Below are 21517 nucleotides of genomic sequence, written 5' to 3' on the forward strand. Positions count from 1 at the left end.
CGAAGTCGCTACTCAGCGTCAACTGCGCTGGGCCGAAAGGACCTGTGTCCCGACGATCCGCGGCCGGCTCGTGTCGGTCAGCCAGAACAGCTGCTCGACCCGCATCCACCGCCCCGACAGCTCCTGCATCGACACCACGGCGTGCACCGTGCCGTCCGGTCGCAGCGCGGTCGACTCGATCGTGATGGCCTGGACCCGGCCCCACGCCGCCACGAACTCGCCCGCGTTGCCACCCACCAGCTCGGGCGTCAGCAGCTGAGCGGCCTCCGACGGCTTGGCGGGCAGCAGCTCGTAGAAGTGCCGCACCACGTCCAGCTGGGGCTTCGACCTGGTCGCCGCCTCGCGCGGCGGCACCACCTCGGTGTCCGGTGGCTCGTCCGACACCACCTCCAGCGGCATGTCCACCGGCACGTCGGCGGCCAGTGGCGCGGGCGGGACGGGTGCGGGGAGGTGGTCGATGCCGCCGAGCTCGGCCGACAGCACGTCCGGTCGCAACGCGGAGGACCCGCTGATCTCCGCCGGCGGCGGGACGCTCGGCCGCGCCGGACCGTCCGCGCGGTGGCTCGCCAGGATCGACGCCGCCGCCACGGACGCCAGCAGCACCACCGCGCCGGTGGCCAGCCCGGCGAGCCTCGCGGCCCGCCTGGACGGGCGCGGTGCGGCCTGGTGCGCCGGTTCCCCGAGCAGGTCGGCGACCTGGGCCCGGTTGGCGGCCTGCTCCCGGAACGGGATGCGCACCGGGGCGGGCTGCTTGCGGATCAGCTCGGCCACCGAGACCGAGCCGGCGCGGTTGTGCCGGCGACCGCTCGTCGTAGGGCGTTGCACTGGCGACTCCCTCGTACCTGTGTCGTCAGCGAGAACTCGTACCGCGCTCGACCAGCGCAAAGCCAGCCGATCCGGCGGGTTCACCCTTTCGTGGCGGCCAGCGGTGAGCTGTTGTCCCTCGATCGGGCGATCAAGTCGACAGCGGCGGCCGGCTGTACGTTCGCGAACGACCGCTAAGCGCCGTCGAACGGCCGCTCGGCGTTGATGAGCGGGTCGTCGCCGCCGGTGAACGACAGCTCCCGCTTCTCGGTGCTCGTCGTGCCGTCCTTCTTCGTCACGCGCAGCGTGCTCACCGTGACCCCGCCGGCCGGGTCGACGCTGATCTCGGTCACCTCGATCAGCGACACGTCCGCGAACCGCTGCTCCAGCAACGCCTGCGCGTCCGCCCGGAACGCGTCCACCACCATGGCCAGCGCGCCGGCCGAGTTGGTGGCCACCTCCTCGTAGAACAGCTCCGTCAGCGACGCCACCGCGGCCCCGTCCACCATCGGCTTCGCCTGGCTCGGCACGGTGCTGACGGCCGGCCGGGCGGGCGTGCCCGGCGTGCTGCCGGCGACCGGTGCGGACGAGGGCGTCGCGGGCGGTGCGGGCGAGGGGGGTGCCGACCGGTCGCCGGCGGTGCGGGCCGCCTCCGGCCGCTCGGCGGGGGTGCCGTCCGGCTCGCCCGCACCCGCCCGCACTCCCGGCGCAGGCGGGAGGGCGGTGGTGGTGTTGGTGGCGAACCCGGTCAGGATCGGCGAGGCGGAGGGGTAGCCGGGCATCCCGATCCGCTCCTCGGGCGTGTGCGCCCCGACCAGCTTGGCCGCCGCGACGGCCAGCCCGATCAGCACCGCGGCGGACGACAGGACGGCGAACCAGGCGGCCCGCTGCCAGGTCCGGGGTGGCGTCACGGACGCGGGCACCAGGCCGATGTTGAACTTGCGCAGCCCCACCGCGTCGGTGTCCGCCAGCGGGTCACGGGTGCGCTGCACGGGGAACGCGTCCGGCCGCGCGGCCGGCTTCGCGTGCGCCGCCGGAGCGTGGTCCAGCACACTTCCCAACGGCAGCCAGATGGCCGCCCCGTCGTCCACCGGCCGGTGCCGGCCGGACCGTTCCGCTTCCCCGATGTCCATGCCTGTGCAGACCCCTCCCACCCCCCGACCTGACGCCGGCCTGGTCGCAGTTCACCTGGTCAGAAGGGCAGGGAACCGGGGTGGGACGACGAGGCCCTGCGCCTACCCCAGGGTAGGTGCAGGTTCCGCCGGTGGCTGGACGGATCAGCCTTGTGACACCGCGTGACACCCGACTGAGTGAAAATTCAGCTACCGCTGTTCAACCGCTTGCGACTGCTCTGCAAGGCGTTCGTCGCGGCCAGGCCCGCGCCGCCGGCGATCAGCGCGCCGATGATGTCGGGGGCGGTGTTCCCGCCCGTGGTGATCAGCAGCCCGACCAGGGCGATGACCGTGGTCACGCCGGCGATGGTCCACCGACTGCGCACGTACTGCGCGATCGGCGCGCCCGCCGCGCGCTTCGACTTGGCCGCCGAGCCGAGCATGGCCAGGTAGCCGTCGTGTGCCAGCGTGGCGAGCACGCCGAGGATTGCGATGAGACCCGTGATGAGGCCGATGACGCCCATGTGCTCCAGTGTGCCTGGGCTCATTCGACTTGGCCCATGGGTGATCGCCCTGATATCCCCCTGGTGTGGAGTTCTTCTGGCACGAGGCCTGCCTGGCGCACGACACCGGCGACGGTCTGTGGGAGCTGCCCGGCCGGTGGGAGTGGCTGGACGAGCCCGAGCCGCACCCGGAGAACGCGGCCCGCCTGCGCACGTTCCGGCACGCCCTGACGCACGGCCCGGTCGCGACGCACCTCACCTGGTCGGCCGGCCGGTTCGCCACGGACGAGGAACTCGCCCGCGTCCACACGGCGGCATACCTCGCACACATATATAAGGCGTGCACCGCCGGCGAACGCGTCTCGCTGGAGACCAACACCGTCGTCGGCCCCGGCTCGTGGGACGCGATCCGCGCCGCCGCCGGCACCGCGCTCGCCGCGTGCGAGGCGGTCCGGGCGGGCCGGACCCGGCTGGCGTACGCGCTGGTCCGCCCGCCCGGCCACCACGCCCAACGCGCGCTCGCGGACGGCTACTGCATGGTCAACAACGCGGCCCTGGTGGCGGAGACGGCCCGCCGCGCCGGGCACCGGGTCGCGGTGCTCGACTGGGACGTCCACCACGGCAACGGCACCCAGGACGTCTTCCGGGACAGCGAGGACGTCCTCACCGTCTCGATCCACATGCGGCACGGCCCGTGGGGCGCGCACCACACCCAGACCGGCGGCCCGGAGGAGAGCGACCGCGCGAACCTGAACGTCGAGCTGTCCCTGGGCGCGGGCGACACCGCCTACCGCCGGGCGCTGGACGAGCTCGCCGTCCCGGCGATCCGCGCGCACGGCACGGACTTCCTGGTCTGCGCCTCCGGTTTCGACGGTTCGGCGTTCGACCCGAACGGGCGGCACAACCTGACCGCCGCCGGCTACCGGGACATCGGCCGCCGGGTGGCGGCGCTGGACCTCCCGACCGTGCTCACCCAGGAGGGCGGCTACCTGCGCGGGTACTCGGCGCTGTGCCTGCACGCCCTGGTCGAGGGTCTCGTGGGGACCGCCCCACTGCTCGACGATCCCCTCGCCTACGTGCCCGACGACACCCGGCTGGTGGACTCCGACCTGGCGCGGGCGGCTACCGGCCGAGCGGGCCGCGGCCGAGCTTGAGCAGGATCATCGCCAGGTCCCGGCCTTCCGGGCCGAGGTCCTTGTAGCGGTTGAGGACGTCGATCTCCCGGTTGTGCACGATCCGGGTGCCGCCGGCCGCCATCCGGGCCGCGCCGATCGTCCGGGAGATCTCCACGCGCCGCTTGACCAGGCGCAGCAGTTCCGCGTCCAGGAAGTCGATCTCCTCCCGCAGCGCGTCGATGTCCTCGTTGGCCGGTGCGGTGTCGGTGCTGTTCATCGGGGTGACCTCTCGACTCTGCGGTGGAGTCCCGGTCCGGAAGCGACGAAGCCCCGGAATCCGAGGACTCCGGGGCTTCGTGGTGGCTGGTCGCGCTAGCGGTCCACGGGAGCCGGAGTCCGGATCCCGTAAAAAAACTCGAAGTGGGCCAAGCGCATGACGTCATCATGCCACAGCCGCGGGCTGTCGGGGGTACCCGGTAACGTGGACGCACGATGAGCGCCTTGTTCGACTTGCCTCCAAGTCCCCCTGCTTCCCGGTCCTCACGACTGCTGGACGACCTCAACCCGGCCCAGCGCCGGGCCGTCGAGCACGCCGGGTCGCCGCTGCTGGTCGTCGCGGGCGCGGGCTCGGGCAAGACCCGCGTGCTCACCCGCCGGATCGCCTACCTGCTCGCCGAGCGCAAGGTCCACCCCGGCGAGGTCATGGCGATCACCTTCACCAACAAGGCCGCGGCCGAGATGAAGGAGCGCGTCGCCGACCTGGTGGGCGCGCGCGCCCGCTCGATGTGGGTGTCGACGTTCCACTCGATGTGCGTGCGGGTGATGCGCCGCGAGGCGAAGACCCTCGGCATGTCGTCGAACTTCTCCATCTACGACTCGGACGACACCCGCCGGCTGATCACGCTGGTGGCGCGCGACCTGGACCTGGACCCGAAGCGCTACCCGGCGCGCACCCTGGCCATCCACATCTCGAACCTGAAGAACGAGCTGGTGGACGTCGAGACGGCCAAGGCGCAGGCGGGCAACGACCTGGAGCGCCGGGTCGCCGAGGTCTACGACAGCTACCAGCGCCGGCTCACCGAGTCGAACTCGCTGGACTTCGACGACCTGATCATGCGCACGGTCGAGCTGCTGCAGAACTTCCCGGACGTGGCCGAGCACTACCGCCGCCGGTTCCGGCACGTGCTGGTGGACGAGTACCAGGACACCAACCACGCCCAGTACACGCTGGTCCGCGAGCTGGTCGGCACCGGCCAGGACGGCATCCCGCCGGGCGAGCTGTGCGTGGTGGGCGACGCCGACCAGTCGATCTACGCCTTCCGGGGCGCGACGATCCGCAACATCGTGGAGTTCGAGCGCGACTACCCGCAGGCGACCACGATCCTGCTGGAGCAGAACTACCGGTCCACGCAGACCATCCTGTCCGCCGCGAACGCGGTCATCTCGCGCAACGCGGGCCGCCGGGACAAGCGGCTGTGGAGCGACCTGGGCGACGGCGAGAAGATCGTCGGCTACGTCGCGGACAACGAGCACGACGAGGCGTCGTTCGTCGCGGGCGAGATCGACCGGCTGGTCGACGGCGGCGACGCGAACAACGGCGAGATCGCGGTGTTCTACCGGACGAACAACCAGTCCCGGGTGTTCGAGGAGATCTTCATCCGGCTCGGCCTGCCGTACCGGGTCGTGGGCGGCGTGCGGTTCTACGAGCGGCGCGAGGTGCGCGACGCGCTGGCGTACCTGCGGACGCTGGCGAACCCCGAGGACACGGTTTCGCTGCGGCGCATCCTCAACGTGCCCAAGCGGGGCATCGGCGACCGCGCGGAGGCGTGCGTCTCCACGTACGCGGAGCGGGAGCGGATCAGCTTCGCGGCGGCGCTGCGGGAGGCCGTGCGGGGCAAGGTCCCGATGCTGAACCCGCGGTCGCAGAAGGCCATCGCCGGGTTCGTCGAGCTGATGGACGAGCTGGGCGGGCTGGTGGAGCGCGGCGACGACGTGGCCGACGTCCTGGAGGCCGTGCTGGACCGCACCGCGTACCGGGCGGAGCTGGAGGCCAGCGAGGACCCGCAGGACCACACCAGGGTGGAGAACCTGAACGAGCTGGTCACGGTGGCCCGCGAGTTCACCGACCTCGGTTCGGCCACCCAGGTCCCGGCCGAGGACGAAGGACTGCCCGCCGAGGGCTCGCTGGCGGCGTTCCTGGAACGGGTGTCGCTGGTCGCGGACGCCGACCAGGTGCCGGACGCGGAGTCCGACGGCGTGGTCACGCTGATGACCCTGCACACCGCGAAGGGCCTGGAGTACCCGGTGGTGTTCTGCACCGGCTGGGAGGACGGCGTCTTCCCGCACCTGCGGGCGCTGGGCGACCCGACGGAGCTGGCCGAGGAGCGCCGGCTGGCGTACGTCGGCATCACCCGGGCGCAGCAGCGGCTGTACCTGTCGCGGGCGCTGGTGCGCTCGGCGTGGGGGCAGCCGGCCGCGAACCCGGCGTCGCGCTTCCTGGACGAGATCCCGGCCGAACTGGTCGAGTGGCGGCGGCTGGAGCCCAAGCAGCGCTCCGGGCCGTCCACCGCGACCACCTGGGGCCGCCGGTCGGACTCGCCGTCCCGGCCCGCGCCGACGAACACCGCCTGGAAGGACACGCCGGCGCTCAAGCTGGACGTGGGCGACCGGGTGAGCCACGACAAGTACGGGCTGGGCAGCGTCATCGCGGTGGACGGCTCGGGGCCCCGCGCCACCGCCACGATCGACTTCGGCAGCGCGGGGAAGGTCCGGCTCATGCTGATCGGCGGCGTCCCACTCGTGAAGCTGTGACGGCGGCCAGCACCGCCGCCGTCACCGGCACCAGGGCGGCCAGCCGGTAGCCCTCCAGCGGGGTGTCGCCGAGCGTGGCGACAGCGGTCACGCCCGCCACCCCGAGCGCCGCGCCGAACTGGAACGACGTGTTGAGCAGGCCTCCCGCGAGGCCCTGTTCGGCGTCCGCGACGCCGTCCGTGGCGATGATCGTCAGCGGTCCGTAGGACAGCGCGAACGCGATGCCGAGCAGCACCAGGCCGGGCAGCAGCCGCCAGTAGTCCCAGCCGTCGTCCAGGGGCAGGAACAGCGCGTACGAGGCGGTCGCGGACAGCAGCCCGGCGGTCACCACCCTGGTCAGCCCGAACCGGGCCACCAGGCGCGGGGTGAGGGTCGGCGCGAGCACCGAGTCGATGCCCACCACGAGCAGCGCGAGACCGGTCTCCAGCGCGGACCAGCCGAGCACCTGCTGCAGGTACAGCACGGCGATCAGCTGGAACCCGAAGAACGCGCCGGCGAACAGCAGGGCGGCGACGTTCGCCCGGACCAGGTTGCCCATCCGGAGGATGCCCAGCCGCACCAGCGGCTCCGCCGCCCGGCGTTCGACCACCACGAACAGCACCAGCAGGGCCGCGCCGCCGACCAGGGCCGGCCAGACGCCTTCCGCGATGGCCAGCACGAGCAGCAGCATCCCGCCGGTGACGGTGATCGCGCCCGCGAAGTCGAACCTCCCCGGCACGCGGTCGACGCCCTTGGGGATCACCTTGACCGACGCCACGAGGATGAGCAGCGCGCAGACCACCGGCGCGTAGAAGACCCACCGCCAGTCCACCACGGTGAGCAGCCCGCCGACGACCATGCCGAGCGAGAAGCCGGCCGCGCCGATCCCGCCGTACACGATCAGCGCCCTGTCGCGCCGCGGGCCGTCGAACGTGGTGGTGATGATGGACAGACCCGCCGGGGTGAGGAACGCGGCGCTGAGGCCCGTCACGAAGCGCGCCACGATCAGCACCCAGCCGTCCTGGGCGAAGCCGCCGAGACCGGAGAACAGCGCGAAGACCGCCAGCCAGAACAGGAACACCCGACGCCTGCCCAGCAGGTCCGCCGCCCGGCCGCCGAGCAGCATGAAGCCGCCGTAGCCGAGCACGTAGGCGCTGACCACCCACTGGAGAGCACCGGTGGTCATGCCGAGCTCTGCCTGGATGGCCGGCAGCGCGACGCCCATCATCGCGACGTCGGTCCCCTCCAGGAAGATCGCACCGCACAGCACCAGCAGGACGCCCCACTCGCGCCCGCTCAGCCGCGCGGTGGTTCCCGTTGTGGTCACAGCTCCTCCTCAGTCCTTGCATGTGCATGCAAGGCTGCGCGAAGATCCCGTGTTGTGGAAGAGGGCACTGTGAAGTCACCGGGGCACTGCACGGGAACCGACGACGACCCGAGGCAGTGGGACACCCGGTCGGACTGCCTGGTCCGCGACATGCTGGACCGGGTGGCCGACAAGTGGACGCTGCTGGTGATGGGCTACCTGGACGAGCGCCCGCACCGGTTCACCGAGCTCCGGCGCAAGGTCGACGGGGTGAGCCAGCGGATGCTGACCGTGACCCTGCGCCAGTTGGAGCGGGACGGACTGGTGCTGCGGACCGTGCACCCGACCGTGCCGCCGCGGGTGGACTACGAGCTGACGCCGCTCGGGGCGACCCTGCACGCCACGCTGTGCCCGCTGGTCGCCTGGGCGACCGAGCACGAGACCGACGTCGTGGCCGCGCGGCAGGCGTTCGACACCCGTGCCGGCGTGGTCCGAACCGACCCGGTCTTCACACGTTCGGGTTGATCAGGAAGTCGGACGCAACCCGAATAAACCCCGGGCGTCTTAAGAATTGTCACAAGCGGGTTGACCGGGACATTCGGGGTGAACCGGGCAGAGGGAGCCGCTTGCGGGCGCAACGAGGGACGCGGGAGCCGCTTCGGGGGCGGCGAGTGCGTGCCAAGGGGGATCACCAGGGGGCGGTCCGAGAAGACGAAAGGGGCGGGTCGCCGAGCGACCCGCCCCTTTCGGAACGGTCTGCGCGGGGACGACCGGTCGTGCGGCGATCCGGCTGTCCACGTGGTTCCACTCCGCGCTGGTGGTCCCGGCGCGGAAGGGTTCGCCTGTGCCGGTCACGGACCCGGCGCGGGCGGGGCGTCAGACGCTGATGCCCTTGGCGTTCAGCCAGGACAGCGGGTTGACCTTCTTGCCGTCCGGGTTCCAGACCTCGAAGTGCAGGTGCGGACCGGTGGAGAAGCCCCGGTTGCCCATCCGGGCGATCTGCTCGCCCGCCTGGACGACCTGGCCCTTGCGCACCGAGTAGGTGTCCACGTGGCCGTAGACGGTGACCGTGCCGTCGGTGTGCTCGACCTTGACCCAGAGGCCGAAACCGCTTGCCTGACCGGCCTCGATCACGACACCATCCGCGGCGGACAGGATCGGCGTGCCGATCGGGCCCGCGATGTCGATGCCGTAGTGCATCTCGCCCCAGCGACCGCCGAAGCCGGAGGTGAACTCGCCGGCGGCGGGACGGGCGTACTTGGGGCGCTTGGACTCGGCCTCGGCGGCCTCGCGGTCCTCGCTGATCCGGGCGCTCTTGGTGAGCTTCTGCGCCTCGGCTGCGGGGTCGACGGTCTTGGCGACCGGCAGGACCTGCGGCGAGGCGGGGCCGGTACCCCCGACGCCGAACGCGGCGGCGCCTTCGGAGGCGCTCGCGAGGGGCGTGACCTCGTCGGACGGGGAATCGGAGCCGGAGCCCAGCGCGTGCAGCGTCTGCCCTGCGCCGGCGGCGGCGAACGCGCCGACGGCAACGGCGGCGACCACGATCCGGCCGCGCAACGCCGAGGGCGGTGGCGGGAGCCGGTGCGTCCCCACGGGACGCGTGGAGGCGCGGTCGACCGCGTCTTCGAGCACAGCGGAACTGCTATGGCCGCCGGGGGAGCGGTGTCGGGACAAAACCTGGCCTTCCGTCTTCGGGGAGTCCGGTCGACACCAGGCGGGGGATCCTGGTTGAGCCAGTCGGGGTACCGGCTCGCTTTCTTGCTTGTGACCAGACCGTGACAACGGACCGGGGGACAGTAACGGGGCGGAAGCCTCGTAGGCAATCCCCGGTCCCGATGTCTACCGATTAGCGGTCAGACCGAAGGTTTGGATTCAGAACGGTGACCCAGGGTCACATCGGGGCTACCAAACCCGGCACTTACAGGCACGATGGGGTGGTTTGTATCGTCATCCATTCGAGTGATGGCAGTCACTACGACGTGCAGAGCGCGGGTATCAACCGATAGTGAAAGGTGACCTGAATCACGTATCTGGTGCTCCTCCACGACCAGTGAGGGGTGCTCCAAACGGGCGTGCCGCTGCGGGATCACCACCTGGTCCATCTCGCTCCACACCGCCACGAACCTCGTCCGGCACGGCCGGCACGGTTCGGCCAGTTCGGACAGCAGTTCCGAACCGGGACGGAGCTGCCTGGTCAGCGAGGTGGGGAAGAGGTAGGCGGCGAGCGTGCCGCCGTGCGGCGTGCCCAGCGTGACGAGGGTCCGCACCCTGGCGTCCCCCTGCAGCCGCTGCACGTAGTAGCGGGCGATCAAGCCACCCAGGGAATGGCCGACCACGTGCACCCGCTCGGATCCGGTCTGCTCACAGATCCGCTCGACGTGCTCACCCAGCAACGCGGCCGAGCGCCGCACGTCGCCGGTCAGCGCGGTCAACACGCTGTAGTTGACCGCGTGCACCACCCCGAAGCCGCGCCTTCGCAGCGCCCCCGACAGCACTGCGAAGGCCGACCTGTTGTCCCCGATGCCATGCACCAACACGATGGGGGTGCCCGCGGCATCCATGGCCGAAACAACCAGCCCGCGCCGGCGGGGCGGCAGCACGTCGGTCCGGTAGTGCCGGAGGTGCCCGTCCGGCCGGAGCTGCCGCTCCGCCGCGCCCCACGGGTAGAGGACGGTGTGCGCGGCCAGCCAAGCGGTCTCCACCACGGCCCCGCGCACCCCGCCGGGGGTCGCGACACCCCTCGCGACGTCGGCGAACCCGCCGAGCACGCCACCGACGACCTCGGCCGCGCCGCCCAGCACGCCACCCACCGCGTCGGCCCCGGCCCCGACCGCCGCGCGCACCGCGTCGACCCCGGACCGGAGGCCCGACCCGACCCGGTCGACCAACGACAATGCGCCGACTTCACCCATAGGGCTGAAAGTAGGTGACGGTTCCACGAAAAAGGACTACCCAATGCCGGTTCTCCACACTCCGGCCGGCGGAACCGCGTTCCCACCTTTGCTAGCGTCGAACCGATGATCCGAACCGCTGACCCGGCGCCCCCGGCGCCCCCGACGTCCCCGGCGTCCACCGCAGTCCGCCTGGCGTTCGGGCTCGCGGCGTCGGGCGCCCTGTGCGGCGTGGTCGGGCCGGTGGTCTCCGTGGTCGACGGCGGTGCGCCGCCCGCGTTCACCGCGTGGCCGTTGCTCGCCGTGCTGGCCCTGCTCCCGGTCGGGGTGGCCGCCTTCTTCCTGGCCCGTCGCGAGGAGGCCACGGCCGCCGCCGTGCTCGTCCCGGCCGGGGTCTTCGCGGTCGGCCGGTTCCTGGCCGACCTCCAGATCCTGGCGGACCCGGTGGTCACGGCCCGGCCCGAACTGTTCCGGCCGACCACCCTGGACTCGCCGAGCCCGACGGTCGGCCTGTGGCTGCTGCTCGCCGGCCACCTGCTCACCCTCGTCGCGGGCGTCCTCGCCGCCACCCGCACCGACCCGGACGGCGGCAAGGCCGAGCGCTTCGGCCTCCCCACCACGGCGGGCGTGGTCGCGGCGGTCGGCCTGTTCATGGCCCCGTTCAGCTCGTCGGACGCCTTCGTCCCCGCGGGCGGACCGCTGGACGCCCCGCCCCTGGCCCTCGTCGGCGGGCTGCTGGTCGCGCTCGCCGTCCCGGTGCTCGCCGTGCTGGCGGCGAGTTCCGGCGACCCCGACGTCCGCCGGGGCGGCCTGCTCGGCATCGCCGCCGTGCTGGTCGTGCTCGGGCTGCCCGGCCTGGTCACCGCCATCGCGGTGGACCGGGTCGACGTGGCGCCGGGCCCGTTCCTGGTGCTCGCGGCGGCGGTGGCGTTCGTGTGGTCGACCACCGGCAAGAAGGAGCACGACCTCGAACTGCCGGGACGCCGCCGGCTGAACCTGATCGCCGCGTCGCTCGGCGTCGCGACCGGTGCCTGCGCCGCGGTCGGCGCCCTCACCGACCACCTGCACGTGCCGGCGGGCGTGCCGGTGCCGACCGACTACGCCGCCCGCCTGCTGTGGCCGGTCGCGATCGTCGTCACTGTCCTGGCGCTGATCCCGAAGGCCCGGCCGGCGTTCATCGCGGCCCTCGCGGCCGTTCCGCTCGCGACCGGCCTGGCGCTGGACGCCGCGTTCAACGCCACCAGGGTGCCGTCCGTGGAACCCGGCACGGGCGTGTGGTTCACCGCGTTGGCCGCGCTGCCGGCAGCCGCCGCCGCGATCACCGCCGCGCTGGCGGGTGCCGTGGGACGGGATGAGGAAGGTGTCGCCCGGACCTCGCCGCCGTTGCCCCTGGTCGCGACGAACCTGACCGCCGCGCTGCTCGCGCTGGGCGCGTTCGGGCTGCCGGTGCTGAAGGCCCCCGACTACGTGCCGATCACCGCGTTCGGGCTGCGGGTCGGGTCCTGGGGGCTGTTGATCGCACTGCTGGCCGTGCTGGCGGCGGCCGGCGTGGCCCTGGTGTCGCGGCCCGGTCCGGGGGCGGCCCTGCTGCTCGGGGCCGCGTGCGTCACCGCGACCCGTGCGCTGGAATACCCGCTCACCGAGTCCCGCGCCGCCGAGACCGCCCCCGGTCCCGGCCTGTGGCTCGCGCTGGCGACCACGCTGGTGCTGCTCATCGCGGCAGCGGTCCGCACCGCCCGCTGAGCCACGGGGGCGTTGATGAGCGGTACTCGCTCCGGACAAGTGGCATACGGCGCCGAAAAGCAATGGGCTGAATCGGTGTGGTGATCGACCTCACCACCTTTATGACCGACCTCACGGGTATGGGGTGCGGAGTGGTCCGCGCAGGTCGATAGTGTTCTGCGCAGCCGCGTCGAGCCGGTCCCCCCACGGCTATGCCGGCGTTCCAGGTGATGCCTGGTACGTGTGGGCACCAGGCCCCAGCCTGGAGCGCCGGACCTTTCGAGGACCGCACAAGGACGCGGTGTCCGACACCGACGTCGCAGGAGACCCGAGTGGACCTGTACGAGTACCAGGCGAAGGACCTCTTCGCCGCCCACGATGTCCCGGTGCTGCCGGGCGACGTGGCGAGCACCCCCGCCGAAGCCAAGGCCATCGCCGAGCGCTTCGGCCAGACCGTCGTCGTCAAGGCGCAGGTCAAGACGGGTGGCCGTGGCAAGGCGGGCGGCGTCAAGCTCGCCGAGAACCCGGACGAGACCGAGGTGAAGGCCGAGGCGATCCTCGGTCTGGACATCAAGGGTCACATCGTTCACCGCGTGCTGGTGACCCCCGCGTCCGACATCGCCGAGGAGTACTACTTCTCCTTCCTCCTGGACCGCGCCAACCGCACCTTCCTGGCGATGGCGTCCGTCGAGGGCGGCATGGACATCGAAGAGGTCGCCGCGACCAAGCCCGAGGCGCTGGCGAAGGTGCCGGTGGACGCCGTCAAGGGCGTCGACCGGGCCAAGGCGGAGGAGATCGTCGCCGCCGCCAAGTTCCCCGCCGAGGTGGCCGACCAGGTCGCCGACGTGATCGTGAAGCTGTGGGAGACCTTCGTCTCCGAGGACGCGACCCTGGTCGAGGTCAACCCGCTGGTCCGCGACCCCGAGGGCCGGATCGTGGCCCTGGACGGCAAGGTCACGCTGGACGAGAACGCCTCCTTCCGCCACCCCGCCCACGAGGCCCTGGTCGACAAGCAGGCCGAGGACCCGCTGGAGGCGAAGGCCAAGGCGAAGGGCCTCAACTACGTCAAGCTCGACGGCCAGGTCGGCATCATCGGCAACGGCGCCGGGCTGGTCATGTCCACGCTGGACGTCGTCGCCTACGCCGGTGAGAAGCACAAGGGCGTCAAGCCCGCGAACTTCCTGGACATCGGCGGCGGCGCGTCCGCCGAGGTGATGGCCAACGGGCTGGACATCATCCTGCACGACCCGGACGTGCGCAGCGTGTTCGTGAACGTGTTCGGCGGCATCACCGCCTGCGACGCGGTCGCCAACGGCATCGTCGCGGCGCTGGGCATCCTGGGCGACGAGGCCGCCAAGCCGCTGGTCGTCCGGCTGGACGGCAACAACGTGGAGGAGGGCCGCCGCATCCTCGCGGAGGCCGCCCACCCGCTGGTGACCGTGGTCGACACGATGGACAACGCGGCCGACAAGGCCGCCGAGCTCGCCGCAGCGGGGGTCTGACGATGGCTATCTTCATCACCAAGGACAGCAAGGTCATCGTCCAGGGCATGACCGGCGCCGAGGGCACCAAGCACACCAAGCGGATGCTGGCGTCCGGCACGAACATCGTCGGTGGCGTGAACCCGCGCAAGGCCGGCGAGAAAGTGACTCTCGACGCGAGCTCGGGTGCGGGTGCCCCGCAGGAGGTCGTGCTGCCGGTGTTCGGCACCGTGGCCGAGGCCATCGAGGCGACCGGCGCGGACGTCACGGTGATCTTCGTCCCGCCGGCCTTCGCGAAGGCCGCCGTGATCGAGGCGATCGACGCGGGCATCGGCCTCGCCGTGGTGATCACCGAGGGCATCCCGGTGCACGACACCGCGGTGTTCTGGGCGCACGCCGTGGCCACCGGCAACAAGACCCGGATCATCGGCCCGAACTGCCCCGGTCTGATCAGCCCCGGGCAGTCCAACGCGGGCATCATCCCGGCGAACATCTCGGGCGCGGGCAAGATCGGCCTGGTGTCCAAGTCGGGCACGCTGACCTACCAGATGATGTACGAGCTGCGCGACTTCGGGTTCTCCACCGCCATCGGCATCGGCGGCGACCCGATCATCGGCACCACGCACATCGACGCGCTGGAGGCCTTCGAGGCCGACCCGGAGACCTCGGCGATCGTGATGATCGGCGAGATCGGCGGCGACGCCGAGGAGCGGGCCGCGGCCTACATCAAGGACAACGTCACCAAGCCCGTCGTGGGCTACGTGGCGGGCTTCACCGCCCCCGAGGGCAAGACCATGGGTCACGCGGGCGCGATCGTGTCCGGCTCGGCGGGCACCGCCCAGGCGAAGAAGGAAGCGCTGGAGGCGGCGGGCGTGAAGGTCGGCAAGACGCCGTCCGAGACCGCCTCGCTGATGCGGGAGATCATGCAGTCGATCGGCTGATCCCTCACCCGTTCGTGAAGGCCATCTCCCGCCTGGAGGTGGCCTTCACGGCGTCCGGAGGCGGTCCGACCCGGGTTGATGCGCACATCCGGGGGAACCATTGAGGTCCGGTCGTCGTCGGAGAGTGTGCATCGGCTAGCGTTCCGTTGTCGCCAGTTAGTCCGTCGGTGGAGGAGGAGACCTCGCCATGTCCGTGCCGTACGGCGCCCCTCAGCAGCAGCCGGGTCCGGCGCAGCAGTCGGCGGTGGGTGTCAACTTGACCCTCATCCTCCCGCTGGTCGCGGCAGGCCTGGGGCTCATCGCCTACCTGTTGGCCTTCGCCAACGACGTCTCGTCGTTCGGCACGATCGAGTACCTGCTGGCCGCCGCCGCCCTCGCGGGCCTGTCGACGCTGCCGAAGGCGCTCAAGCTGCTGCCCGCGGCGGCCGTGCTGTCGGCCGTGCCGACGCTGCTGTTCCTCCAGGCGATCATCAAGAGCGACGCCGACGTCAAGGGCATGCAGGTCGTCGTGCTGATCATCGCGCTGCTGGAGACGGCGGCGATCGTGCTCAGCCTGCTGGTCGACTCGGGCATCGTGAAGTTCGAGCCGAAGCCCGCCAACCCGTACGGCGGCCAGCCCGGCGGCTGGAACCCGCAGACCGGCGGCTTCCCGCAGCCCGGCCAGCAGCAGCCGGGTCAGCCCGGTCAGTACGGCCCGCCGTCCGGCCAGTTCGGCGCCCCGGTGCAGCCGCAGCAGCCCGGCGGCGCACCGCAGCCCACCTCGTACATGCCGCAGCCCGGCCAGTTCAACCAGCCCGGCCAAGGCCAGGGCACGCCGCCCGGCGGGTTCGGCGGCCAGCAGCAACAGGGCTGATCCAGGCCGGTGGGAGGGGTGGCACCGCGGCGTCGGTGCCACCCCTCTTCGCGTGCGCGGCGTGCCTCACCCGAACGGCCGATCCCTCCTGAGACAGTGGAAAGATGCCGGTGCTGCAAACGTCCTCGCACGGCGCCGTGACGGATTCCGTGCGACCGCCCGAGTTCTCCCGCGCCGAACGGGCCCGGGTGCTCGCCATGACGGCGGCCGGTTCCGTGGTGGTCAGCTACGCCGCCGTCGCCGCGCTGCTCGCCCTGGTGTCGTCCACCGCCGCGCACGCCCAGTTCTCCACGACCGGCGTGCTGTCGGCGTCCGCGCCGGCCTGGCTGGTCGCGCACCACGTACCGCTGCGGTTCGACGGCGGGCAGCTGGGCGTGCTCCCGCTGCTGCCCACCGTGCTGCTGATGCTGCTGGTGTCCCGGGCGGCGGCGGGCGCGGCGGACCGGCTCGGCCTGTTCGAGCCGTTGCAGGCGCGGGGTGTGGTGTTCAGCATCGCCGGCGCGCACGCCGTGGTCGGCGGGATGATCGCGTTCCTGATGGGCGACCAGGCCGTGGTGCGGGCGACGCCCGCGGTGGCGTTCTTCGGGTGTGCGGCCGTGTCCGGGGTCGCGGCGGTGGCCGGCGTGGCGCAGCGCTGCGGCCTGGTGGAGGTCGTGTTCGAGCGGATCGACCCGGTGGCCCGGCGCGGGCTGCGGGCGGGCGCGCTGGCGTTGGCCGCGCTGACCGCCGTGGGCGCGCTGCTGCTGGCGTTCGGCCTGGTCGTGTCGTGGCCGCTGACCAGCGGTCTGTTCGACCAGGCGGGCGGCACCATCGGCACCGGGCTGGGGATCTGGCTGATGTGCCTGGCCTACCTGCCCAACGCGGTCGTCGGGGCCATGTCGTACGTGGTGGGCTCCGGGTTCTCCATCGGCGCGGTGACCATCGGCCCGACGGTGTTCACCGGGGGTCCGGTCCCGGCGGTGCCGCTGCTGGCCGCGCTGCCCGAGCAGCAGACCGCCGTGCTGCCCCTGGTGCTGATCCTGCCGGGCGCGATCGGTGTGCTGGTGGGGTTGTTCCTGCGGGACGCCGCCGAGACGCCCCGCGCGCGGGTGCGGGCCGTGCTGGTGGCGGCGGTGACCGGTGGCGTGGGGGCGCTGGTGCTGGCCGCGATCTCGGGCGGCAGCCTCGGCAAGGGGGTGTTCAACCCGGTGACCATCCCGGCGGGCCTGCTCGGGGTGATGACGCTGGGCTGGATCGCCGTGCCGGGTGCGATCGTGGCCTGGTTCGCGGGTGCCCGGCCGGCGCCGGCCGTGGAGCCCGAGGCCGTCGACGCCGCCGAAGGTGATGCCGCCGAAGGTGATGTCACCGGAGACGATCTGTCCTCGGACGAACCGGGCGGTCTCGAAGAAGACGATCTTCAGGGCGATGATCTCGGTGAAGACGACGAGGACGACGAGGACTTCGACGACTACGAGGACGAGGCGGAGTACGAGGACGACTTCGACGAACTCGCCGACGAGGCCGATGACGAGGCCGACGACGAAGAAGACTACGAGGACGATCTCGAAGGAGACCGTCTGGAAGACGACGATTCCGAGGAAGAGGGACTCGGGTCGGACGGACTCACGCCAGACGGTCTTGGGGAAGACGATCTCGAAGAAGGCGATCTCGGAGAAGACGGTCCAGGAGAAGACGGTCTCGGGGAAGACGCTTCAGGGGAAGACGGTCGCGAGGAAGACGGGCTCGGAGAAGACGACGAGCCCGACGACGCGGCTGACCCGGACCTGGCCGACAAGCGCCGCTAGCCAACGCCTAGGCTGCTCCTGAGCTGCTGTGACAGTCCCCAGCAAGGAGAGCACGCTGAGCGCCGCGACCACACTCCGGCTTCCCGTCCCCGCCCGGGTCGTCGTCCTCGTCTCCGGCTCCGGCACCCTCTTGCAGGCGCTGCTGGACGCCGCCGCCGACCCCGGCTACCCCGTCGAGGTGGTGGCCGTGGGCGCGGACCGGGCAGGCATCGAAGGGCTCACCCGCGCCGAACGCGCCGGTGTCCCCGGCTTCACCGTGAAGCTGCGCGACCACGCCACCCGGGACGAGTGGGACACCGCGCTGGCCGACGCCGTCGCCGCGCACCGGCCCGACCTGGTGGTCTCCGCCGGGTTCATGAAGATCCTCGGACCCGCCTTCCTGGCCCGCTTCGGCGGGCGGATGGTGAACACCCACCCCGCGCTGCTGCCCGCCTTCCCCGGCGCGCACGGCGTCCGCGACGCGGTGGACTACGGCGTCAAGGTCACCGGCGCGACCGTGCACCTGGTGGACGGCGGCGTGGACACCGGGCCGATCCTGGCCCAGGAAGCCGTCGTCGTCGGTGACGGTGACGACGTCGACAGCCTGCACGAGCGCATCAAGGTGGTGGAGCGGCGGCTGCTGGTGGACGTCGTCGCCCGCCTGGCCCGCGAGGGCTGCACCGTGAACGGACGAAAGGTGAGCATCCCGTGACCACTCCTGCCGAGAGGCGACCGGTCCGCCGGGCCCTGATCGGGGTTTCCGACAAGTCGGGGCTGCTGGAACTGGCCACCGGCCTGCACGCGGCCGGAGTCGAGATCGTCTCCACCGGCGGCACGGCGAAGACGTTGGCCGACGCGGGCGTGCCGGTGACCGCGGTGGAGACCGTGACCGGGTTCCCGGAGGTGCTCGACGGCCGGGTCAAGACGCTGCACCCGCGCGTGCACGCCGGTCTGCTCGCCGACACCCGGCGTCCGGAGCACGTGGCCAAGCTGCGCGAGCTGGGGATCGCCCCGTTCGACCTGCTGGTGGTGAACCTCTACCCGTTCGCCCGGACCGTGGCGTCGGGCGCGTCGCCGGAGGAGTGCGTCGAGCAGATCGACATCGGCGGGCCCGCGATGGTGCGCGCGGCGGCGAAGAACCACGCCAGTGTGGCCGTCGTGGTGGACCCGGCGCGGTACTCGTGGGTGCTGGAGCAGGTGTCCGGCGGCGGCTTCACGTTGGCGGACCGGCAGGCCCTGGCGGCTGCGGCGTTCCGGCACACCGCCTCCTACGACGTCGCGGTGGCGTCCTGGATGGGCGGCGTGCTGAGCCCCGACGACGAGGGTTCCGGCTTCCCCGGCTGGGTCGGTGCGACGTGGAACCGCAAGCAGGTGCTGCGGTACGGCGAGAACCCGCACCAGAAGGCCGCGCTGTACACGCAGGGCGACGGGCGCACCGGTCTGGCGACCGCGCAGCAGTTGCACGGCAAGGAGATGTCGTACAACAACTTCGTGGACTCGGACGCGGCGTGGCGTGCGGCGTGGGACCACTCGCTGCCGTGCGTGGCGATCATCAAGCACGCCAACCCGTGCGGTATCGCGGTGTCCTCTTTGGACGGTCCAGGCGCCATCGCGGACGCGCACCGCAAGGCGCACGCGTGCGACCCGGTCAGCGCCTTCGGCGGGGTGATCGCGGCCAACCGCGAGGTGACCGTCGAGTTGGCCGAGCAGGTCGCGGAGATCTTCACCGAGGTGATCATCGCGCCCTCGTACGCCGACGGTGCGCTGGACGTGTTGACGCGCAAGAAGAACGTGCGGATCCTGGTGGCTGCGGAGCCGGTCCGCGGTGGCGCGGAGATGCGTGCGGTGTCCGGTGGGCTGCTGTTGCAGACCGTGGACACCATCGAGGCCGAAGGCGACGACCCGGCCAAGTGGACGCTGGCGTGCGGCACCGCGCTGGACGCGGAAGGCTTGGCCGACTTGGCCTTCGCGTGGCGGGCGTGCCGTGCGGTGAAGTCGAACGCGATCCTGCTGGCGTCCGGTGGCGCGACCGTCGGCGCGGGCATGGGCCAGGTCAACCGGGTGGACGCGGCGCGGCTCGCGGTGGCGCGTGCCGGTGACCGGGCGCGCGGTGCGGTGGCGGCGTCGGACGCGTTCTTCCCGTTCCCGGACGGCCTGGAGGTGCTGCTGGAGGCGGGCGTGCGGGCCGTCGTGCAGCCCGGTGGTTCGGTGCGGGACGCGGAGGTGATCGCGGCGGCCGAGGCGGCGGGCGCGACCGTGTATTTGACCGGCACGCGGCACTTCGCGCACTGAGGTCCTGCGGATCGGTGGGGGCTCCCGCGGGAGCCCCCACCGCCGTTTCAGCGCTTGGTCAGTTCCTCGGCGGTCTTGCGGACCACGGCCTCGGCGTCCTCCACCGGGAATTCCGAGTCGCTGAAGAAACCCTTGTCCCGGCCCGAATACCGGATGTTCCACACCACCGCGCCCTTGCGCACCAACAGGTTCACCTCGGTCAGGTCGGCGCGTGACGACGGGACCACCACGATCGCCTCGTCACCCAGGCCCTGGAGCGGCTTGGCCTGCTCGCCGGACGCGTAGCTGTTGAACCCCGAGTAGTTGCTCTTCGCCTGCTCCAGGTTCCGGTCCTGCTTGTCGGAGAACCTGCTGAAGTCGTAGACCAGGAAGCTCAGCACGCGCGGGTCGCGGCCGTCCTTGCCCTTGGTCTGCTCCCAGGCGCAGTGGCTCTGCTTCATGCCCTTCTCGCTGTCGTGCGGGGCCTGGACGAGGCGGAAGCTGCTGACGTGGGCCTGCGCGCGCAGTTCCGCGCTCAGCTCGCACTGGGCGATCGGCTGCTCGCCGGGACCGCCGCCGGGTTCGTCGCTGTAGTCCAGGTACAGCTTGCCGAACACACCGCCGACGACCAGCACGACGACCCCCACCGCCAGCCCGACGATCAGCCCGGTCCGCTTCTTCTTCGGCGGTGGCGGTCCGTACCCGCCGGGGTGCTGCTGCCCGTAGCCGGGCGGGTAGCCGGGCGGACCGGGTTGTCCCGGCTGCTGCCCGTATCCGGGTTGTCCCGGCTGACCCGGTCCTGGTTGCCCCGGCCCTTGCTGCCCTGGCCCCGGTTGCCCTTGTCCTGGCTGTCCTGGCTGTCCTGGCGCTCCGTAGCCGGGTTGCGGTGCTTGGCCGAAGCCCGGCTGCCCGGGTGGTCCGGGCTGTTGATGCCAGTTCTGAGGAGCGTTCACGGTTCCCCCCGTGCGTCGCGGAAGCTGCGCGGAGCAGTGTGCCAGTCACCCGACCGTGGCCATTGACACCGGGTGGCCCGGAGGGGATAAGATCGCTCCGTCGTTCGAACAAGTGTTCGACGGACAGGTCGCCGGCTTCCCACGGCGGTCCGCGCACAGGGGTGCGTGCGGATTCGTGGGAGGAGGGTTGGTGTCCAGGTCGGCAACGGCGACGTTGGTCGCGCTCGGGGTAGACGCGACCGGCGAGTCGGCCATGGCACCTGCTCGGGTCCTGCCGGTTCGCGGGGAACTGGCGGACGTCCTCCCGTGGGGCGGCCTGCGGCGGGGCAGCACGGTGTCGGTTCGCGGGTCGACATCGTTGCTGCTCGCGCTGATGGCCGAGGCGACAGTGGAAGGGTGCTGGGCGGCCGTTGCCGGCCTGCCGCGGTGTGGGGCACTCGCGGCGGCCGAGTTGGGGGTGGCCGTCCACCGCCTCGCTCTGGTCCCTCGTCCTGGGAGGGACCGGAGCGAGGTCGAACGCACCGTGGCGGCTCTGCTGGACGGCTTCGACCTGGTCTCGGTGGCCACCCCGGTGACACCCGCCACGGCCCGCAAGCTCTCCGCCCGAGCCCGCCAGCGCAAGGCCGTGCTGCTGCCGTTCGGGTCCTCCTGGCCGGGGGCCGACGTCGAGCTGCGCGCGTCCTTCGGCCCGTGGAGCGGCTTGGCAGAGGGCCACGGCCTGCTCGCCACCCGCACGGCGACCGTGCACGCCGGCGGCCGTGGCGCCGCCGCGCGGGAGAAGACGACGACCCTGCCGCTGCCGGGCCGGGCGAGCCCTGAACTTCCCCGTCCTGTTCTGCGACCGGTAGCGGGGTGATGGACGTGCGTGTGTCGCTGACCTGGATCCGTGCTCTCGAAAGCCCTGACGGCGTACCGCAGCCGGCCCCGTGGCGGCCCGGCGGCTGGACCGGTCTGTCCCGGACCGCTCGCACCGGAGGTCCGGGCCACCGGCGCCTGCCGCCCCCGAACTCCC

At 72.0% G+C, this 21517-nt stretch carries 19 protein-coding genes; 11 read left to right on the forward strand and 8 right to left on the reverse strand.

Translation table 11 applies throughout. The annotated features are described in order from the left end of the window. Positions 1-18 precede the first annotated feature (18 nt). From FHS29_RS07540 to FHS29_RS07550, 3 genes are all read right to left on the reverse strand, one after another. Positions 19-825, reverse strand: a complete 807-nt coding sequence (locus FHS29_RS07540) for a hypothetical protein (RefSeq protein WP_184689514.1) — start codon at positions 823-825, stop codon at positions 19-21. A 173-nt stretch (positions 826-998) separates the two neighbouring features. Further along, entirely contained in the window at positions 999-1937 is a 939-nt protein-coding gene (locus tag FHS29_RS07545) for a hypothetical protein (RefSeq protein ID WP_184689516.1), read from the reverse strand. 185 nt (positions 1938-2122) lie between these two features. Then, a complete protein-coding gene (locus tag FHS29_RS07550) occupies positions 2123-2440 on the reverse strand; it encodes a hypothetical protein (RefSeq protein WP_184689518.1) in 318 nt (105 codons plus the stop codon). Positions 2441-2505: 65 nt separating this feature from the next. On the opposite strand from FHS29_RS07550, the gene FHS29_RS07555 reads away from it, so the two are divergent. Further along, positions 2506-3573, forward strand: coding sequence for an arginase family protein (locus tag FHS29_RS07555; protein WP_184689520.1), 1068 nt, complete (start codon positions 2506-2508; stop codon positions 3571-3573). Here FHS29_RS07555 and FHS29_RS07560 read toward each other — a convergent pair. Beyond that, positions 3542-3811, reverse strand: coding sequence for a chorismate mutase (locus tag FHS29_RS07560; protein ID WP_184689522.1), 270 nt, complete (start codon positions 3809-3811; stop codon positions 3542-3544). The two genes, FHS29_RS07555 and FHS29_RS07560, sit on opposite strands and share 32 nt — an antisense overlap. A gap of 215 nt (positions 3812-4026) precedes the next feature. Here FHS29_RS07560 and pcrA point away from each other — a divergent pair, with 215 nt between their 5' ends. Further along, positions 4027-6345 (forward strand): DNA helicase PcrA, encoded by a 2319-nt coding sequence (pcrA, locus tag FHS29_RS07565; protein WP_184689524.1) that lies wholly within the window; start codon positions 4027-4029, stop codon positions 6343-6345. On the opposite strand, the gene FHS29_RS07570 is transcribed toward pcrA, so the two are convergent. Further along, the gene (locus FHS29_RS07570) at positions 6308-7651 is read right to left on the reverse strand and encodes an MFS transporter (protein ID WP_312864806.1); all 1344 of its coding nucleotides are present in this window, start codon (positions 7649-7651) and stop codon (positions 6308-6310) included. The two genes, pcrA and FHS29_RS07570, sit on opposite strands and share 38 nt — an antisense overlap. A gap of 54 nt (positions 7652-7705) precedes the next feature. Here FHS29_RS07570 and FHS29_RS07575 point away from each other — a divergent pair, with 54 nt between their 5' ends. Next, positions 7706-8155 (forward strand): winged helix-turn-helix transcriptional regulator, encoded by a 450-nt coding sequence (locus FHS29_RS07575; protein WP_184689526.1) that lies wholly within the window; start codon positions 7706-7708, stop codon positions 8153-8155. 351 nt (positions 8156-8506) lie between these two features. Here the strand turns inward: FHS29_RS07575 and FHS29_RS07580 are convergent, their stop codons facing one another. Next, the gene (locus tag FHS29_RS07580; RefSeq protein ID WP_312864808.1) at positions 8507-9262 is read right to left on the reverse strand and encodes a M23 family metallopeptidase; all 756 of its coding nucleotides are present in this window, start codon (positions 9260-9262) and stop codon (positions 8507-8509) included. Positions 9263-9483: 221 nt separating this feature from the next. Beyond that, on the reverse strand, positions 9484-10542 hold the full coding sequence (locus FHS29_RS07585) for an esterase/lipase family protein (protein ID WP_184689527.1): 1059 nt from the start codon (positions 10540-10542) through the stop codon (positions 9484-9486). Positions 10543-10647: 105 nt separating this feature from the next. On the opposite strand from FHS29_RS07585, the gene FHS29_RS07590 reads away from it, so the two are divergent. From FHS29_RS07590 to purH, 7 genes are all read left to right on the forward strand, one after another. Continuing rightward, complete coding sequence (locus FHS29_RS07590) at positions 10648-12264, forward strand: hypothetical protein (RefSeq protein WP_184689529.1); 1617 nt, start codon at positions 10648-10650, stop codon at positions 12262-12264. A 311-nt stretch (positions 12265-12575) separates the two neighbouring features. Continuing rightward, a complete protein-coding gene (gene sucC, locus FHS29_RS07595) occupies positions 12576-13745 on the forward strand; it encodes an ADP-forming succinate--CoA ligase subunit beta (RefSeq protein ID WP_184689530.1) in 1170 nt (389 codons plus the stop codon). A 2-nt stretch (positions 13746-13747) separates the two neighbouring features. Beyond that, positions 13748-14665 carry a succinate--CoA ligase subunit alpha gene (gene sucD, locus FHS29_RS07600; protein ID WP_184689532.1) on the forward strand — a complete coding sequence of 306 codons (918 nt, stop codon included), beginning with the start codon at positions 13748-13750 and terminating at the stop codon, positions 14663-14665. Between the two features lie 187 nt (positions 14666-14852). Next, complete coding sequence (locus FHS29_RS07605; protein WP_184689533.1) at positions 14853-15518, forward strand: DUF5336 domain-containing protein; 666 nt, start codon at positions 14853-14855, stop codon at positions 15516-15518. A 104-nt stretch (positions 15519-15622) separates the two neighbouring features. After that, entirely contained in the window at positions 15623-17302 is a 1680-nt protein-coding gene (locus FHS29_RS07610) for a cell division protein PerM (protein WP_184689535.1), read from the forward strand. A 28-nt stretch (positions 17303-17330) separates the two neighbouring features. Continuing rightward, positions 17331-17993, forward strand: coding sequence for a phosphoribosylglycinamide formyltransferase (gene purN / locus FHS29_RS07615; protein ID WP_312864809.1), 663 nt, complete (start codon positions 17331-17333; stop codon positions 17991-17993). Next, a complete protein-coding gene (gene purH / locus FHS29_RS07620; RefSeq protein WP_184689536.1) occupies positions 17990-19573 on the forward strand; it encodes a bifunctional phosphoribosylaminoimidazolecarboxamide formyltransferase/IMP cyclohydrolase in 1584 nt (527 codons plus the stop codon). The genes purN and purH overlap by 4 nt, the downstream gene beginning before the upstream one ends. A 47-nt stretch (positions 19574-19620) precedes the next feature. On the opposite strand, the gene FHS29_RS07625 is transcribed toward purH, so the two are convergent. After that, positions 19621-20199: a hypothetical protein gene (locus FHS29_RS07625; protein ID WP_184689538.1), complete on the reverse strand. Its 579-nt coding sequence runs from the start codon at positions 20197-20199 to the stop codon at positions 19621-19623. Between the two features lie 496 nt (positions 20200-20695). Between FHS29_RS07625 and imuA' the strand changes: the two genes are divergently transcribed. After that, the gene (gene imuA', locus FHS29_RS07630) at positions 20696-21361 is read left to right on the forward strand and encodes a DnaE2-dependent mutagenesis accessory factor ImuA' (RefSeq protein ID WP_184689539.1); all 666 of its coding nucleotides are present in this window, start codon (positions 20696-20698) and stop codon (positions 21359-21361) included. Positions 21362-21517: the final 156 nt, after the last annotated feature.

Source organism: Saccharothrix tamanrassetensis, assembly GCF_014203665.1.
Lineage (GTDB): Bacteria > Actinomycetota > Actinomycetes > Mycobacteriales > Pseudonocardiaceae > Actinosynnema > Actinosynnema tamanrassetense.

Bases quoted from the DNA above. Each gene is read 5' to 3' on its own strand.
- FHS29_RS07545 (WP_184689516.1), bottom strand. From the start codon at position 1,937: ATGGACATCGGGGAAGCGGAACGGTCCGGCCGGCACCGGCCGGTGGAC.
- FHS29_RS07585 (WP_184689527.1), bottom strand. From the start codon at position 10,542: ATGGGTGAAGTCGGCGCATTGTCGTTGGTCGACCGGGTCGGGTCGGGC.
- FHS29_RS07560 (WP_184689522.1), bottom strand. From the start codon at position 3,811: ATGAACAGCACCGACACCGCACCGGCCAACGAGGACATCGACGCGCTG.
- FHS29_RS07605 (WP_184689533.1), top strand. From the start codon at position 14,853: ATGTCCGTGCCGTACGGCGCCCCTCAGCAGCAGCCGGGTCCGGCGCAG.
- FHS29_RS07610 (WP_184689535.1), top strand. From the start codon at position 15,623: ATGCCGGTGCTGCAAACGTCCTCGCACGGCGCCGTGACGGATTCCGTG.
- sucD (WP_184689532.1), top strand. From the start codon at position 13,748: ATGGCTATCTTCATCACCAAGGACAGCAAGGTCATCGTCCAGGGCATG.
- FHS29_RS07550 (WP_184689518.1), bottom strand. From the start codon at position 2,440: ATGGGCGTCATCGGCCTCATCACGGGTCTCATCGCAATCCTCGGCGTG.
- FHS29_RS07590 (WP_184689529.1), top strand. From the start codon at position 10,648: ATGATCCGAACCGCTGACCCGGCGCCCCCGGCGCCCCCGACGTCCCCG.
- pcrA (WP_184689524.1), top strand. From the start codon at position 4,027: ATGAGCGCCTTGTTCGACTTGCCTCCAAGTCCCCCTGCTTCCCGGTCC.